This window comes from Micromonospora sp. NBC_00858 (assembly GCF_045207365.1).
Lineage (GTDB): Bacteria > Actinomycetota > Actinomycetes > Mycobacteriales > Micromonosporaceae > Micromonospora.
Window position 1 is genome coordinate 3,274,715 of record NZ_CP108828.1, and the last position, 16,733, is coordinate 3,291,447.

The window sequence follows — 16,733 nt, forward strand, 5'->3', positions numbered from 1 at the left end:
ATTTTGTGAACTTGGCCCCCCGACGCTGTCACCCGCCGTCGGCGGCCAGCCGGTAGCCCATGCCCCGTTCCGTCTGGATGGCCCGCCGGCCGAACGGCTGGTCAATCTTGCGGCGCAAGTAGCCGACGTACACCTCGACGATGTTGGGATCGCCGTCGAAGTTGGCGTCCCAGACGTTCTCGATGATCTGCCGCTTGGACACCACGTCGCCGCAGTGGCGCATGAGGAACTCCAGCAGCGCGAACTCCCGGGCGGTCACCCGGATCGGTTGCCCGGCGCGGGTCACCTGCCGCCGGGCCGGGTCCACTGCCAGGTCGCCGGCGGTCAGGATCACCGGTCGGGCGGGAGCGCCGCGGCGGATCAGGGCCCGCAGGCGGGCCACCAGCACCACGAACGAGAACGGCTTGATCAGGTAGTCGTCGGCGCCGAGATCGAACGCGTCGGCCTGGTCGTACTCGCCGTCCTTGGCGGTCAACATCAGCACCGGCGTCCACACATCCCGCGAGCGCAGCTGGCGGCACACTTCATAGCCGTTGAGACCGGGCAGCATGATGTCGAGCACCACCACGTCGTACGGGTTCTCGGTGGCCGCCCACAGCCCATCGGTCCCGTTGTGCTGCACATCGACAGCGAATCCCTCGTCGGTCAGGCCGGTGCGGATCACCTCCGCCAGGGCGGTCTCGTCCTCGACGACCAGCACGCGCACGCCGTTCGTTCCTTCCCGCCCGTAGTCCCCGGCGGGCCCGGCCGGGTCCGCGTCACCTCCGATCATCGCGTGCAAAGGGGCGGGGCAGGCCTGCTACCCCGATGGTGAGGTGCCGTCACCGGAGCGGGGCGCCGGTGTCCTGGTCCGACACGTCCCGCTTCGTGACGTTCAGGTACGCGACCAGTCCCCGGATCGTCGCGACGAACAGGCGCTGGTGAAGACCGTGCCCAGCCCGAGACCGCCGTCGTTGGGTGCCTGGGACAGGTAGCCACGGCCATGCTGCCCACGACGATCGGCACACCGGCCCACCAGCCTCGGGCACCGCCCGTGACACGCCGACCGGAGGTGCCAGCCGCCACCGCGCACATCAGGACCACAAACGCGGCCGTGGCCCACAGCGACACCACGATGCCCGCGATCAGCAGCGACACGCCACCCAGCTGGATCGCGGCACGGACGGCGGCGACCATGACCTGCCGACCGTGGCCCAGTTTTCCGAGGGTCACGACGGCGGCAGCCACGAGGGTCAGGACGACCAGCGCGACACCGAGCTTCGGGCCGACCACGAGCATCGTCGAGGACATGCCATCAGTTGCCCGCCACGCCCGACCAGGGGCGTAGGCGCTGCCGGTCCCGACGGTTGTGACAGACATGCCGGCGCTGTCGAATGATCACCCCCTGTCCGGCGGGAGCGTCGAACAGCCGGGCAATAGCTGACGAAGTTTGCCCCGGAAATCGGCGGTGGCCATCCGGCGTACCGCCTCGGTGATCAGCTCCGGTGCGGTGGCCAGATTCAGCCGGACGTGGCCGCCGCCGGTGCCAAGGCCAAACCGGAGTTGGGCGCCACCGAGTAACGCCATGGTCCACGGTGAGGCGAGCCAGATCCCGGGCGATTTCGACCCGTCCAATGCCGCCCGCGTGCTCGCCGCGCGCGCCGCCGACCCCACCGCCACCGTGGCGGAGACATCGCCCGGCGAGCTGGCGTCACCGACCGGGACGGCGCGACGACACCTCAACGGAACGCCGGTCGGTTAGCAGCCCTCGCCTGCCTCGGACAACGACCGCATCAGCCTGCGCCTGAGCTGTCAGTCGTCGTCTTCCTCGTCCCGCGCCTGCGAGTACCCGGCGAGCAGGTCCTGAAGGCGGGTGGCGGTGTCGGCGCTGATCCGGCCCCCGTCGGCCGCGTCGGCGACCCGCTCGCTCAGTTCCCGAATCCGTTTGGCGCGGTCCTTGGGCTTGCCCCGGTCCAGATCGGCGAGCTTGTCCCGCAGCTCCTCGGCCGTCTTTGGGTCGATCTCGCTCCGGCTCTCCGCGTTGTCGATCACCGCCGTCAGCTGGGCGGCCAGCTGCCGCAGGGTGACCGGGGTGGGCCCGCCGGTCGTTGGCGGAGCGCTACCCGGATCGGACGAATCACCCGGTGCATCCGACGCCGGCTGCTCGACGGGTGTGACGGCGACCGGTGGCGCGGCGGGCGGATTGTCCGGTTCGCCGCCGAGGGTAAGCATTCCAACCACCCCGACGGCGAGGGCGAGGCCGGCCGCGACGAGCACCGCGAGCAGCCGATTCGACCGGCGCGACTGGCCTGCCGGCGATGCGGCGCGCACCGGTCGCGCCGTGGGCAGCGACCGGTCGATCAGCGTGGGCGGGTGCGCGGGCGCGACGGCCGCCCGGCTGGCCGGCAGGGTGGGCAGGACCGCGGTGGGCGGATCGGCCGGCTGGCCGGCGCCGAACCGGGTGGCGAGCTGTGCCGCCGTAGGCCGGCGGGCCGGGTCGGCCGCCAGGCAGGCGAGGCTGAGCTCTGTGATGTCGGTGGGCAGGCCGGGGATGCGCAGCGGCGGTACCGGGGTGCGCCCGGCGTGCACCTCCATCGCGTCCTCCCAGGTCTGCACGGGCAGCGGGGCCCGGCCGGCCAGGGAGCGGTAGAGCACCGCACCGAGGGCGTAGACGTCGCTGGCCGGGTTGGGCGGGCCGGCGGCCAGCCGCTCCGGGGCGAAGTAGGCCGGGGTGCCCATCAGCAGTTCGCCTGTCTGTCCGGCGAGCGGGTGGTGCGGGCCGGCGAGCGCGGCGATGCCGAAGTCGAGCACCTTGGCGCCGGTGTCGGTGAGCATGACGTTGCCCGGCTTGATGTCGCGGTGCACCACCCCGATCCGGTGTGCGGCGGCGAGCGCCGCGGCGACCTGGCCGGCCATCCGGACCGCCTCCGGCCAGGCGAGCGGGCCGCCGGTGAGCCGATCGGCGAGGTTGCGCCCGTCGACCAGCTCCATCACCAGGTACGGCACCACCGCGCCGCCGGCCAGGGTCGCCTCGCCGTAGTCGTACACCTGGGTCACGTGCGGGTGGGTCAGCCGGGCGGCCGCGCGGGCCTCGCGCTGGATGGTGGCCCGCAGCTGCGGGTCGACGGCGAACTCACCGGCGAGCGCCTTCACGGCGACGGGCCGGCCGAGCACCTCGTCGTCGGCGCGCCACACCTCGGACATCCCGCCGAGGCCGATGCGCTCGCGCAGGACGTACCGATCGTGCAACCGGAGGGTGGGCGTGAACGGCGACATGGCCGTCCAGTGTGCCCGCCCGGCGGCACCAGCCATCAACCGCCCTGCCGCCGCCGGGCTGAGCGCGCCGAGGAGACAGCGCTGGGGTACGGCGGCGGCGCTGAAAGGAGCCGCCCGCATCGGCATCGGCTGCGCCTGGCGCGGACACCACCTCACCGCCATCCGCGACCACCACCACATCACCGTCTACACCGCGGACGGCCACCCCATCGGCCATGCCACCACCAACGACACCCGCTACGTCCGCCTCACCCCCACCCCATGACACACGTCCCGGGACACACGTTTGACACACCTTCCGGGACATGACACTCCTGCCACGCTTGACTGTGGGCCACGGCTGCACAGCCCGGGCGTGCCGAGGTCGCGCTCTGGGTATCAGGAAGGCGTGGACATGGACCTGGAGCAGTGGCAGGTGTTGGCGGAGCGGCACCGGCAGTGTGATGACGACCCCCGCCGGTGTCGAGACTGCCAGGCCTACTGGCCGTGCTCCTACCGGCTTCGAGCCGATCGCCAGTTGCTCACGACGGTTGGCGAGGGTACCGCGGCGGCTCAGAGCCCGTCCATGATCGTCTAGCGCTGCAGGCCGAGGCAGGATCATGTAACAGCGGTGCGCTAGCAACTATTGCCGACGCGACCGTCGCAGCGTCGGTCGGCAAAGGCCTAAGGATCGCGGTGGCCTGCCCGACCTCGCACCTGGCCGTGGCCGACTACCTGGCGTAGGCGTTGAACGCCCGTGGCCGGGCCTGCCGCTGCCTAACAGCAAGTAAGAAACGGCGCCCCGCGGGCTACCTGGCCAGCAGGACGACCACTATCGCCAAGCACCCGAGCAGTAGGGTCCCTGCGCCGAACACCGCATAGGGCCACCACTCGCCCGAGCGTTGCGGCTGTTGGGGAAGTGGCTGGGTTGGCAGGTTCCAGACGGCGGGTGCGGCGACGCCGTTGTGGCTGCCCGGCCAGCGCGGCGGTGGGGTACGAGGTGTCGAATTAGCCATAGGGATATCTCCCGACGGGCTTCATGGTGCGCTGTTCGGTCCAGGTACCGGGCGAGATCGCGGGGGTGGTGCGGTTCCGCCCGTTCGTCAGGCCGCGCACCCGACCTTTCCATCATTTAGAGGCGTCGCGGGAATGTGGGGCGTTACATCTACACCGTCCAACGCTGCCCCCTTCGCCACCTTCGCCGCACTCACCGTGCACGACCTTGGCCCGGGTACGGCCAGGAGCGGCAGGGCGTAGCGGTGGGCACAAGTGATGATCGGTTGCTCCGTTCCGCCGGGGTTGGGGACTTATCAGTCGCACACCACGCCGTCCTTGTTGCGGTCGGTGTACCAGGCGTACTCGGGGTCGAGGCCGCGGTAGTACGGGCCGTAGCCGGCGTTGTTGGCCTCTTTGCAGGTGCCGAATCGCGGGTCGATCGTGGGCGCGGGTGGAGGCTTCGGCCGAGAGCTGGTGGGCGCCGGCCGTGGCGTGGTGTTGTGGGTGGCGGTCGGATTCGGCCGGGCTGATGACGGGCTCGGCCGCGCCGCCGACGTGGTGGGGGTAGATCGTGTCGGTGTGGGCAGTTGCTGGAGGACGTTCGAGTCGGTGGTGGCGGTCGCGCCGCCGTCGGGGGGTGCAGCGGCGGAGGGGCCGGCCTGGGTGGGGCTGTTTCCGGCGGAGGGGCGGCTCGGTTCGTCGTCGTTGGCGGCGACGATGAAACCCCCCCAGCAGCAGAGACCGAGGAGGACGGAGGCGGCGATCACCCATGGGACCGCCTTCTTCCTGGCTGCTGACGGGGGCTGGTAGATGGGTAGCTGCACGGTGTCACCGTGCGGCGCCTGGTGGGGGTCGGGTGTCATCAGTGGCGGCTTCCCTGTCGGTTGGGTAGGAGACGAATCTGGTAGGCCACGGTCCGGGCCTGACGGGCAGCAGTATTTCTTAGCTTCCCGTGTCGTCGAGGCCCGTGATGAGGAGCACGGGTGTGGCGCCCGTGGCGGGCGGCTCGGTGAGAGCGACCCGCAGCGTCACCTGGTTGGGTGCCGGCGTCGCCGCGCCGCGCTGTGCGTCATGTGCGTCCAAACTGCTGCGCCTGGGGCGGGCCGGGTCCGTGGATGCGGGCGAAGAGCGTGGGCGGCACCTGCACCCCGGCCTGGCCGGGTCAGGGAAGCGGTGGCAGGTCCGCGAGGGCGGTTGGCCGAGGTGGTCTCTGAACGGTGATGCGCCCGATGGCGACCCGCCAGGAGGCCGCCGCACGATCGGCGGCGTAAGCGACTGCCCGGCCTGCGGCTATGGGAGCGGTGGTGATGTCATCGGCCATGACACTCAGGGTCACCTCGCAGGTGTCTGTTTCGATCATGCAGCGAACGGTCGGCGCGATGACGCCTTCCCACCGGTGCTGAAGCTGCGTCAGCTGATCGCGCAGATCGTCAATGAATGCCGGCAGCGAGGCGTCCTCGGGTGCGGTGATCAAAAGGATGAGACTGACCTGAAAGACCTGCACAGAGGATTTCCCCCTTCCCGCAATGAGAGCGGGTCCGGTCGGCGACCGCGGCTGCAGGCCCGAGCAGGTCCGACACGCCCTGCTCCAGGTCGGGCTCTGCGCCGCCCCGGGCGGACCCAGTGGCCACGCCCGTACAGCTTCGCGGGTGAAGCGCTGACGGCGGTGGTGATGACCTACTCGTGAAGGTGCTGCAGGTACCAGTCGAATATCGGAACGGTCATGGGTACTTCCTCGATGAGGATGCTGCGGGTCGTGGCACACCGGCGGTGGTGAACGTCGATTCCTCGATGCCCCGACCGTACATAGAGTACATGTGAAACACTTCGCCATCAACCTGGAGGAACGCGCTAATCCCGGGCATTTCGGTGCCGCGCATGTCTTCCGTCCAAGGGCCGCCGGTCCACGGCGGACCTTTCTCCTCGGCCAGCTCATCCTGGGTGCGGAAGGTCACCGTCTTCCCGCTGTGCCACGCCGGTCACCTCGACGCCGAATGGATCTACCTCATCGACCCGGGCGCCGCCGCCATCGCCCTGCACACCGGCGGCGACACCCGTGTTGACTCCTATCGGCTCGCCGGCTGCCTGACCCGCCCAGCGTGGACCGCGGTCCACAGCTGCTCCGCCATACCCGCGGCTCGCGGTTGACCAGCGCGCGAGCCTACCGACTCCATCGGCAATCGCGCACGAAGAGCTACTTTCGTCCGTCTCGGACGAAAGTTCGGTTGAGTCGAAGGAAAGCTATAGACACGCCTACATGTCTTTTGTAGCGTCGGCCAGGTCGATGGTGTTTCGTCGCGGTTAACCGCGACGTTGGCGGCCCTGGCTGCCGGGCGACATCTGACCGCACCTGTCCCCCCTACCCCTGTCCTCCGCCCGTTCCCGACCACGCAGCCGCAGGCCGTCGGCAACCTGCTCGACGCCGCGGTGGCGGCGTGCGTCGCGACGGGCGACTCAGCCATGCCCGCACAGGTCCATCAAGGAGTTGTTGGCTTCCTCGACCTGCCCCGACCAGTCCCGAGCAAGGAGAGGCAGATGAAGAGACGACTCGCGCTCGCAGTAGCGGGTCTGACGACCATCGCGCTCGTCGCTACCCCCACCGTCGCGATGGCCGCGCCGACCAGCCCGCCGCCCGAGAGCGACTTCCAGAAGGTGACCCTCAACGACAACCCGGGCGAGCCGATGGACCTCGCGGTGCTGCCCGACCGCCGGGTGCTGCACGTGACCCGCGCCGGTGAGGTCCGGCTGCACGACCCGGACACCGGCCGCAACACGATCGCCGCGACCCTGGACGTCTACCGGCACGACGAGGAGGGCCTGCAGAACGTCGCGATCGACCCGAACTTCGGCAAGGCCGGCAACAACTGGGTCTACCTGTACTACTCCCCGCCCATGAACACCCCGGTCGACGACCCGTCGACGCCGAACGTCAACGAGGGCGACGCACCGGCCTGGGGCACCGCCGCGGACTTCGCGAAGTTCAAGGGCGCCCTCCGGCTATCCCGGTTCCGGCTGGTCAAGGACAAGCTGGACCTCACCACCGAGCAGCAGATCCTCGACGTACCGGTCGACCGGGGCATCTGCTGCCACGTCGGCGGCGACATCGGCTTCGACGCCGAGGGCAATCTGTACCTGTCCACCGGCGACGACACCAACCCCTTCGAGTCCGGTGGCTACGCGCCGGTGGACGAGCGCCTGGGCCGAAACCCGGCATACGACGCGCAGCGCACCTCGGCCAACACCAACGACCTGCGCGGCAAGATCCTGCGCATCAAGGTCGGCGCCAACGGCGGATACAGCATCCCGGACGGGAACCTGTTCCCGCAGGGCACGGCCGGCACCCGTCCGGAGATCTACCTGATGGGCCTGCGCAACCCGTTCCGGATCGAGCTGAACCGCGAGACCGGCGACCTGTACGTCGCCGACTACTCGCCGGACGCGCGCCAGGCGGATCCGCTGCGCGGGCCGGCCGGGCACGGCAAGTGGCTCGCCGCCCGCGAGGCCGGCAACTACGGGTGGCCCTACTGCGCCACCGCGGCGCTGCCGTACACCGACTACGACTTCGCGACGGGCGTGTCCGGGGCGCCGTTCAACTGCTCCGCGCCGGTCAACGAGTCGCCGCACAACACCGGCCTGCGGGAACTGCCGCCGGTGGCGCAGCCCCAGGTGTGGTACAGCTACGGCCAGTCGGCGCAGTTCCCCGAGCTGGGCACCGGCGGCATCGGCCCGATGGCCGGGCCGGCGTACCAGTTCAGCCCGCCAGGGACGCAGGGACGCGCGCCGGTGGCGTGGCCGGCCTACTACGACGGCGTCCCGCTCCTGGCCGAGTGGACCCGCGACTACGTGAAGGGCCTGCGGCTGGACGCCAGCGGCGACTTGACCGGAATCGAGCCGGTGCTGCCGTCGTTCACATTCGACAACCCGATGGACCTGGAGTTCGGTCCGGACGGGGCGCTGTACGTGCTGGAGTACGGCGACGGCTACTTCAGTGAGAACCCGGACGCGCAGCTGGCCCGGATCGACTACACGGGCTGGACGGGCAACCACACTCCGGCGCCGCAGGTCTCGGCCACGCCCACCGCCGGGCTCGCGCCGCTGACCGTCACGTTCTCCAGCGACGGCACCACGGACTACGACGGCGACCGGCTGAAGTATGCGTGGGACTTCGACAACGACGGCAAGGTCGACTCGCGCGCGGCGAACCCGACGTTCACGTACCGGGACAACGGGCTCTACAACGCCACCCTGCGGGTGACCGACCCGGGTGGGCTCTCGGCCGCCGCGTCGGTGCGGGTGGTGGTCGGTAACGCCCCGCCGGTGGTGGAGCTCGTCAAGCCGGTCGCGGGCCAGCCCTTCGCCTTCGGCGACACCGTGCAGTTCGAGGTACGGGTGACCGACGACCAGCCGGTGGACTGCTCCCGGGTCAGCGTCACGTACATCCTCGGCCACGACACCCACGGGCACCCGCAGACCACCGCGAACGGCTGCACCGGCTCGATCCAGACGACGGTGCCGTCCGGTCACGACCCGGCGACCGACCACCTGACCGGGGTGTTCGTCGCGTCCTACACCGACCCCGGCGGTGACGGCCTGCCGTCCCTGACCGGCACCGATGAGGTCGTCCTCGTCCCCAGCGCATAACGTTCGAGAAGGAGAGACCATGTGTTACGGACATGACGGGATGGCCGCGCTGCGGCGCTCCGTCGACCGGCGCAGCCTGCTGCGCGGCACGCTGGCCGCCGTCGGCGTCGGGCTCGCCTCGTCCGGCCTCGGCGCGACGGCCGCGTCGGCCACCGGCCACCGGACCGGACGGCACCACGTACCCCCGGGTCTGATCAGCATCCAGCTGTGGACCGTGCGCGACGCCCTGTGGGGTGCGCCCGGCTACGACGCCACCCTCACCCACCTGGCCCGGATCGGATATCCGCGCGTGGAGCTGGCGCTCGGCTACTTCGGTCGGACCGCCGCCCAGCTGCGCCAGTTCCTGGACGGTATCGGCATCAGGGCCAGCTCCAGCCACGACGGGATCAGCGGTACTGCCGCGGAGCTGGAGCAGAAGGTCCAGAACGCGGTCACCCTGGGCCAGCAGTTCATGGTGGTGCCTTACCTGTACTCCGAAAGCACGGACGACTGGAAACGCTGGGCGGAGCAGATGAACGTCGAGGCCGCCGCGGCGCGGGCAGTCGGCCTGCGCTACGGCTACCACAACCACGCCCACGAGTTCACCATCGACCTCGGCGGCGGCAAGCGGCCGTGGGACGTGCTGACCGCCGAACTCGACCCGAAACTCGTGCACCTGGAGGTCGACCTCTACTGGGCGGTCACCGGCGGCATCAACTCCGGCGACGGCGTCGCGGACCCCGAGGGCTTTACCCTCGACGTCATCCGCTCCGCGCCGCAGCGCGTCCTGCAGTACCACGTCAAGGACCGGGACGAGACCACCGGCGACATGGCCGACCTCGGTACCGGGACCGTCGACTTCGCCCGGATCTTCCGCGAGCACTCGGTCCTGGAATACATCGTCGAGAACGACACGCCCGACGTGACACCGCAGCAGACGGCCGAGATCGGCTACCGCTACCTGCGCAAGCTGCGGTTCTGAGGAACCGCCGACGGGAGTGCTGACGGGCACCAGGGCCGGCGGCCGGAAATCTCGGCTCTGGTGCCCGACCAGCATTTATTGTCGATAAAACTGACCGCGATAACCACTCCCTCTTCGCGAGGAGAGTGGTTATCGGCATGCCATGAAACGGCAGCAAGAAATGCGCCAACGCCGAATGCGGGCGCCGTCAGAATATTGACCTGCCAAAATTGATCTCGTAGGGTTCAGAGCACGTGGAAAGCGCTTTCTTACCACCGACCCTCGCCAAGGAGCGCGTGTATGAGACGCCAACGCACGCTACTGTTCGCCCTGCTCGCGGCCGTCACACTTCTGTTGCCGAGCACCGCAGCGACCGCCGCCGAATCCGCGACCGCCGCCAATTACCGGGTGCTGGTCTTCTCCAAGGTCACTAACTTCTACCATGACTCCATCCCGGCCGGCGTCGCCGCCATCCGGCAGCTCGGAGACCAACAGGGATTCGCCGTCGAGGCGACCACCGACGCGGGCGCGTTCACCGACGCCAACCTCGCCCGCTTCGACGCTCTCGTGTTCAACAACACCAACTCCACCCCGGCGTCCGGCGACCTCCTCGACGCCGACCAGCGGGCCGCGCTGCAGAGGTTCATCCGTAACGGCGGTGGCTGGGTCGGCCTGCACGCCGCGTCGGCGAGCGAGCGGAACTGGACCTGGTACGAGGGATTGGTCGGGACCATCTTCGACCAGCACCCGGACTTCTCCGCCACGGGCGGCACCTTCCCGGGCCGGATCAAGGTCCTCGACCACGCCCACCCGTCCACCAAGGACCTGCCGGAGCTCTGGGAGCGCAGCGAGGAGTGGTACAACTGGCGGACCAACCCCACCGGCAAGGTCCACACGCTCGCCCAGATCAAGGTGCGCGACGGCATTCCCGGGCTCGACGAGGGCACCGACCATGCCTACTCGTGGTGCCAGAACTACGACGGCGGGCGCTCCTGGTTCACCGCCGGCGGGCACAGCTCCTCGTCGTTCCAGGAGCCGGCCTTCCTCGCGCACCTGCTGGGCGGCATCAAGTGGGCCGCCGGCGCCGCCCCCGGTGACTGCGGCGCCACCAGGACCACCAACTTCGAGCGGATCCCCCTGGTCAACCAGGACCTCTCCGACCCGTTCGAACTGGCAGTGGCGCCCGACCGCCGGGTCTTCTACATCGAGCGCACCGGCGCACTGAAGGTCGTCAACCAGGACACCCTCGCGGTCACCACCCTGCTGGACTTCGCCTACACGCCGGCGCAGACCAGTCAGTCCGACGGCCTGCTCGGCATGACTCTGGACCGACACTTCGCCAACAACAACTGGCTCTATCTGCTCTGGTCCGACCGGGTGGAGAAGCAGCTGAACCTGTCCCGCTTCACCGTCGACGGCGACAGCGTCAGTCTCGCCTCGGAGAAGCGCCTGCTCACGATCCCGACCTGGCGCGGTGAGGCTCGCGCCAACTCGCACATGGGCGGCTCGGTGACGATGGACCAGCAGGGCAACCTGTACGCCGCGATCGGTGACAACACCGACCCCTTCGAGTCCAGCGGCTTCACCCCAATCGACGAGCGGAACGGCCGTCGCGCGTACGACGCCCAGGGCACCGCCGGCAACACCAACGACCTGCGCGGCAAGATCCTGCGGATCAAGCCCCTGCCCAACGGCAAGTACGCCATTCCCGACGGTAACCTGTTCGCCCCGGGCACGGCCCGCACCAAGCCCGAGATCTATGCGATGGGTATGCGGAACCCGTTCCGCATCACCGTCGACTCCAAGACGAACGCGCTGCTCATCGCCGACTACGGCCCCGACGCCCGGTCCGCCAACCCGGCCCGCGGGCCGGAGGGCACGGTCGAGTTCAACCGGATCACCAGCGCCGGCAACTATGGCTGGCCCTACTGCATCGGCAACAACATCCCGTTCAACGACTACGACTTCGCCACCGCCACCTCGGGGCCGAAGTTCGACTGCGCCGCGCCGGTCAACGACTCCCCCAACAACACCGGCCTGACCAACCTCCCGGCAACCCGGCCGGCCCTGGTCTCGTACGCCTACTCGGCCTCCCCACAGTTCCCGGAGCTGGGCACGGGCGGCGGCGGCCCCATGAGCGGGCCCGTCTACGACTACGACCCGTCCAACAAGCGGCTGACCAAGTTCCCCCAGTACTACGAGGGCAAGTGGATCGTCTACGAGCTGACCCGCAGGTGGTTCAAGACGCTGTCGATCCACGACACCGCCCAGACCTTCAGCGATCCCCGCTTCGGCCCCACCAACGCCGGTGACCTGCAGTCCATCAACGGGATCCTCGGCAACATGTCGTGGATTCAGCCGTTCGAGGCGGAGTTCGGGCCGGACGGCTCCCTCTACGTCATCGACTTCGGCGAGGGCAGCGGCAGCGGTCGGGGCGGCAGCAACGAGGGCGCCGGCATCTACCGCATCGACTACGTCGCCAACAGCCGGCCGCCGGTGGCCAAGCTGGCCGTCGACAAGGACAGCGGCCCGGCGCCACTGAGCGTCGCCTTCTCCAGCACCGGCTCCAGCGGGCCGGACGGCACCGCGATCCAGTACGCCTGGGACTTCGACGGCAACGGCAGCGTCGACTCCACCGCCGCCAACCCCAGCCACACCTACGGCACACCGGGGCGCTTCACCGCCCGGCTCACCGTCACCGCCACCAACGGGCAGACCGCCGTCGCCGTACAGGAGATCACGGCCGGCAACACGCGCCCGACGGTGACCCTCAGCGTCCCCGACGGGGCCTTCTTCGATTTCGGTGACCGCATCCCGTACACGGTGACAGTCACCGACCCGGAGGAGAGCACCATCGATTGCTCCAACGTGGTCGTGCAGACCCAGCTCGGCCATGACTCACACGCCCACCCGCTGGACAACTACGTCGGGTGCGCCGGGGTGGCAGTGACCGAGAGCAACGGCGGCGACGGGCACGGCCCGGGACAGAACCTCTACACGCTGCTCTCCGCCCAGTACACCGACGGCGGGGCGAACGGGGCACCGAAACTGGTCGGCTCGACCCGGGCCGAGCTGCAGACCAAGAGCAAGGAGGCCGAGCACTTCGACGGCCAGAGCGGCATCCAGGTCCTCGACCGCGCGACAGCGAGCGCCGGCAAGCGCATCGGCGACATCGACAACGGCGAGTGGATCAACTTCGGCCCGGTCAACCTCCGCAACATCGACTCGGTCACCTTCGGAGTCGCCTCGGGCAGCAGCGGCGGCGACATCGAGATCAGGGCCGACTCCCCCACCGGCCAGCTCCTCGGCCGGGCCACCATCGGCGGCACCGGCGGCTGGGACAACGTCGTCTCGCCCACTGTCGAGCTGACCGATCCGGGCCGCACGACCACCCTCTACCTCGTCTTCCTCAACCCGAACCAGACGGGTGGCACCCCCGACCTGATGGCGCTGGACTGGCTGCGCTTCAACGGCGCCGGGGTACGCGAACAGACCGACGCCACCGTTTCGGCCTCGGCCACTCCCACCACCGGCACCGCGCCGCTGGCGGTCGCCTTCGCCGGGACAGCCTCGCCGGCGGCTGGGCGCACCATCACGGATCACGCGTGGGACTTCGGCGACAACTCAGCCGTCGTGCACGGGGCGTCAGCCAGTCACACGTACGCCCGCCGAGGCACGTACACGGCACGACTGACCGTCACCGACAGCGTCGGGGCGACGACGTCCTCGATCGTGGTCGTGACGGTGAGCTGAGCGTCACGGGTGGCGGGGCGGAACGCCGCTCCGCCACCACCGACCCGGCGCGGCCCCGACAGCCTCCGGCAACCGCCATCCGTGGCGCTGCACTCGGTGGCCTGACCACCTTCCCCTCCGACTTCCGGGAGACAAACGATGAACTCCAGCTCCGCCCGCCCGTCCCACCATCGACCGCGAGCCCGTCACCTCGCCGTGTTGCTCGCAGCGACACTCCTGCCGCTCACCGCGGCTCCGGCGTCGGCCGCCGAACCCGACACGTCCGCCGCGGAACAGGTCGCCGCCGACCTCTGCCCGTGGGGCTACACCACCTCGTCCACGGTCTTCTTCGGCCGCGCCGGCGCCGACTCAGGCGTACCCAACCGCGACCTCGGCAACGGGTGCACCATCCTGGACGCCGTCTGGGCGAAGGCCCCGTTCGCCGACCACGGCAGCTTCGTGAGCACTGTCAGCGGCCTGACCAAAACGCTCCGGCAGGACGACGTCATCACACCGGAGGAGAGCGCGAGCATCGTACGAGCGGCGGCCGGCTCCGAGATCGGCACACCGCAGCCGGCATCGGGGACCCGCGCGCTGCCCGACGACCGCATCGGCCTCGTCCTCTACACGGTCCGGGCCACCATGTCGAGCGCACCCGAAGCCACCCTCGGCGCGCTCGCCGCCTGCGGCTACCGCAACGCGGAACCCTCGGGCGCGGTCAACAACTTCTACGGCAAGACGGCCACCGCGCTCGCGCCCCTGGTGGCCGACGCCGGACTGTCCGTTCCCTCTATCGGGATCGGCCTCGGCGACCTCCAGAACAACCTCGACGGCGTCATCGCCAACGCCAAGGCATTCGGCGCGAAGTACGTCCGCATCTCCGGATCGGGCTCCTGGACCCTCGCTGACTACTCCAGGGTGGCCGTGACCCTCAACACCGTCGGCGCCACGCTCAAGCAGGCTGGCATCACCGTCGCGTACCACAACCACGGCTTCGAGTTCACCGCCCAGAACGGCGTACGCGGCTACGACGTGCTGGTCCGCGAGACCGACCCGAACCTGGTGGCGATGGAGCTCGACCTCTACTGGGCGGCCAGCGTCGGCGTCGACCCGGTGGAGCTGATCAAGCAGTACCCGGGCCGGTTCTCGCTGTTCCACGTCAAGGACATGGCCGCCGACGGCTCCTTCGCCGACGTGGGCGAGGGCACCATCGACTTCGCCCGCATCTTCGCCTACAGCCAGATGAGCGGCATCGGCCTCTACCTGACCGAGAACGACAGCCCCCGCCCGGACGGCGTCTCGTCCGCCTGCGACAGCTACGCAAACCTCCGCGCCCTGCGCTACTGACAACTCCCACAGATTCGCCCGCTCCGGCCGACCCGCCCTGTCGGCCGGAGCGGGCGATCTTCTGCCTAGCGCCGCCGTCGGCTTCCTCAAGACAACTCGATGCGCCTACCCGTCACGACCCCGTCTACCGCAGGCATGGGGGTTCGTGTCGGCGGGGCGACGTCGACCACAAGTCCATGGTCGTCGTCCATGGTGACCTACAGCTCACGCCCAGATGACCCCCATCAGCCCTGCTGGGCCGGATTGACGGACATCACCCGGCCAGGCTCGGACCGAGCACCCCGGGCCCGCCCTGGTGGCGCAAGCTCTTCAGAACCGGTCCCGGGTTCCGAGGAGGGCGTTGTGTGCGGCGCGGCGCCACGGCGCGAGTTCAGTATCGATTTCGGCCCAACGGATGTCGTCAACGCAGGGAGCTCCGTCGATGTCAGGCAGGGCCTCGATCAGCCGCATTCGCTGGTCTTCGCTCGGGTGGGTACTCCACAGGTCGGTGGTTCGCCGGCTGAGCTGACGGGCCAGCGGCAGGTGGGCGGCCAGGCGTTGCCGGGCTTCAGCAGCCATCGTCTCCAACTGCTCGCCGTCGATGCGCGGCGCCAGATGCCACAAGTCCTGCCAGATCCGGCCGGCGAGCAGGACCGTCTCGGAGGATCGGAGGAAGGCCGCGCTGCCGGCGACCCGGCGGGCGACCAGATCCGCCCGGTACTCGGAGCGGCGGCCGTCGGGCATCGCCACACTGTCGACGAGCAGCTGAGCCGTCGCGCCGGCGACATTGGCCAGAGCGACGATTCCATGAACGATCATCCCGAGGAGAACGACCGTCCTCCTCCCCCGCTCAGCTAGCGAGTCAGCCGCGCGAACGGGGCGTCGCCAGGGGTTCCGCCCACCGGTGGCCGCTACCGCCCGGGTGCCGAACGTCCTCGCCAGCAGGGTCCTCCGTACGCCGGATCCCGGTCCACCGCGGCCAGCTCAAGGCTGTGCAGGCCACGGGGCAGCCGCACCTCGCGAACATCCGCACCGGACAGCGACAGGTGCTGCAGACCGGTGTCGGTCAGACCCACGACTGGCGGGGCGTCCTGCCACGTCAGTGACGAGACAACAGGGCGGTCTGCTAACGCGCGGGCGAGGCCACGGTCCGGGCCGGCCCACGTTAACGCCGTGCAGCGGGGCAGCTGATCGAGAGCGGACCATTGCACCGGCCCGGACGTAGGCACTCGCATCGACCCCTCACCGCTCAGGTCGAGTCGAGGCGTGGCCGCGCCGAGCGTCGCCGCCCCGGCGCCGAAGTCGACGTCGACCTGACCGCGGGTGGCGGCCGCACGGTAGGCGGCCTTCACTGCCGCCGGTAGCTTCCGGTCCCAGCGGCGCTGCCCGACCACATCGTCGGCAAGTGACTGCCAGCCCGAGTACGTGTTCGACAACGCCGGCACACCGTCAGGAACGGGCAGGGTTCCGATCCAGGTGAACCCCGGCGGCACCGCATGCCAGCTGCCAATCGACAAGTGAGCAAGGCGCCCGTCGTGGGCATGGTGATCAAGCGTCAGTGGCTCAACGCCGCGCAGCTCGTCTAGGCTCGGCCGATCTACCGAGTGCCAGCGCAGCGCATACGCCGACGTCACACGGCCTGCGACACCGGTGACCTGACATGCCCCAAATCCACCGTCTGACAACCTCATCGCGGCGACATCGCCGGGTCGTACCACTCGATCAACCACGCGGCGAAGCTACCCGACCGGGACGACGGCCGCGCTTCCCCGACCTGTGCGCCGCGGAGCCGGTGGTGATGATCTCGGAGTACGAGCGACTCGGCCCCGCCGCCCGCACGCCGACCCGCCCGCCCGCCCGCCAT

The 16,733-nt window shown here is 69.7% G+C and carries 15 protein-coding genes; 7 read left to right on the top strand and 8 right to left on the bottom strand.

All coding sequences use genetic code 11. The annotated features are described in order from the left end of the window. Positions 1-28 precede the first annotated feature (28 nt). Positions 29-706: a response regulator transcription factor gene (locus OG990_RS15310; protein ID WP_328415375.1), complete on the bottom strand. Its 678-nt coding sequence runs from the start codon at positions 704-706 to the stop codon at positions 29-31. Positions 707-768: 62 nt separating this feature from the next. Beyond that, on the bottom strand, positions 769-1,359 hold the full coding sequence (locus OG990_RS15315) for an ABC transporter permease (RefSeq protein ID WP_406081101.1): 591 nt from the start codon (positions 1,357-1,359) through the stop codon (positions 769-771). 205 nt (positions 1,360-1,564) lie between these two features. Here OG990_RS15315 and OG990_RS15320 point away from each other — a divergent pair, with 205 nt between their 5' ends. Then, positions 1,565-1,741 carry a hypothetical protein gene (locus OG990_RS15320; RefSeq protein ID WP_406081103.1) on the top strand — a complete coding sequence of 59 codons (177 nt, stop codon included), beginning with the start codon at positions 1,565-1,567 and terminating at the stop codon, positions 1,739-1,741. A 50-nt stretch (positions 1,742-1,791) separates the two neighbouring features. Here the strand turns inward: OG990_RS15320 and OG990_RS15325 are convergent, their stop codons facing one another. Continuing rightward, entirely contained in the window at positions 1,792-3,255 is a 1,464-nt protein-coding gene (locus tag OG990_RS15325) for a protein kinase domain-containing protein (protein ID WP_406081104.1), read from the bottom strand. Between OG990_RS15325 and OG990_RS15330 the strand changes: the two genes are divergently transcribed. Further along, positions 3,242-3,520, top strand: coding sequence for a hypothetical protein (locus tag OG990_RS15330; protein WP_406081105.1), 279 nt, complete (start codon positions 3,242-3,244; stop codon positions 3,518-3,520). The genes OG990_RS15325 and OG990_RS15330 overlap by 14 nt on opposite strands. Before the next feature lie 1,024 nt (positions 3,521-4,544). Here OG990_RS15330 and OG990_RS15335 read toward each other — a convergent pair. The 3 genes from OG990_RS15335 to OG990_RS15345 all read right to left on the bottom strand — a co-directional run bounded on the left by OG990_RS15335 (position 4,545) and on the right by OG990_RS15345 (position 6,110). Next, on the bottom strand, positions 4,545-5,054 hold the full coding sequence (locus tag OG990_RS15335) for an excalibur calcium-binding domain-containing protein (RefSeq protein WP_406081106.1): 510 nt from the start codon (positions 5,052-5,054) through the stop codon (positions 4,545-4,547). Positions 5,055-5,392: 338 nt separating this feature from the next. Next, on the bottom strand, positions 5,393-5,734 hold the full coding sequence (locus OG990_RS15340; RefSeq protein WP_355611884.1) for a hypothetical protein: 342 nt from the start codon (positions 5,732-5,734) through the stop codon (positions 5,393-5,395). Positions 5,735-5,951: 217 nt separating this feature from the next. Continuing rightward, positions 5,952-6,110 (bottom strand): DUF899 family protein, encoded by a 159-nt coding sequence (locus OG990_RS15345; protein ID WP_406081762.1) that lies wholly within the window; start codon positions 6,108-6,110, stop codon positions 5,952-5,954. On the opposite strand from OG990_RS15345, the gene OG990_RS15350 reads away from it, so the two are divergent. From OG990_RS15350 to OG990_RS15370, 5 genes are all read left to right on the top strand, one after another. Continuing rightward, positions 6,109-6,378 (top strand): hypothetical protein, encoded by a 270-nt coding sequence (locus OG990_RS15350; RefSeq protein ID WP_406081997.1) that lies wholly within the window; start codon positions 6,109-6,111, stop codon positions 6,376-6,378. The genes OG990_RS15345 and OG990_RS15350 overlap by 2 nt on opposite strands. 387 nt (positions 6,379-6,765) lie before the next feature. Beyond that, positions 6,766-8,871, top strand: coding sequence for a PQQ-dependent sugar dehydrogenase (locus OG990_RS15355; RefSeq protein ID WP_406081108.1), 2,106 nt, complete (start codon positions 6,766-6,768; stop codon positions 8,869-8,871). Between the two features lie 19 nt (positions 8,872-8,890). Further along, the gene (locus OG990_RS15360; RefSeq protein ID WP_386990074.1) at positions 8,891-9,832 is read left to right on the top strand and encodes a sugar phosphate isomerase/epimerase family protein; all 942 of its coding nucleotides are present in this window, start codon (positions 8,891-8,893) and stop codon (positions 9,830-9,832) included. A gap of 279 nt (positions 9,833-10,111) precedes the next feature. Next, positions 10,112-13,564: a ThuA domain-containing protein gene (locus OG990_RS15365; RefSeq protein WP_406081110.1), complete on the top strand. Its 3,453-nt coding sequence runs from the start codon at positions 10,112-10,114 to the stop codon at positions 13,562-13,564. A gap of 138 nt (positions 13,565-13,702) precedes the next feature. Next, complete coding sequence (locus OG990_RS15370) at positions 13,703-14,890, top strand: sugar phosphate isomerase/epimerase family protein (protein ID WP_406081112.1); 1,188 nt, start codon at positions 13,703-13,705, stop codon at positions 14,888-14,890. Between the two features lie 309 nt (positions 14,891-15,199). Here the strand turns inward: OG990_RS15370 and OG990_RS15375 are convergent, their stop codons facing one another. Then, positions 15,200-15,688 carry a M48 family metalloprotease gene (locus tag OG990_RS15375; RefSeq protein ID WP_406081113.1) on the bottom strand — a complete coding sequence of 163 codons (489 nt, stop codon included), beginning with the start codon at positions 15,686-15,688 and terminating at the stop codon, positions 15,200-15,202. A gap of 92 nt (positions 15,689-15,780) precedes the next feature. Next, on the bottom strand, positions 15,781-16,503 hold the full coding sequence (locus OG990_RS15380) for a hypothetical protein (RefSeq protein WP_406081114.1): 723 nt from the start codon (positions 16,501-16,503) through the stop codon (positions 15,781-15,783). Positions 16,504-16,733: the final 230 nt, after the last annotated feature.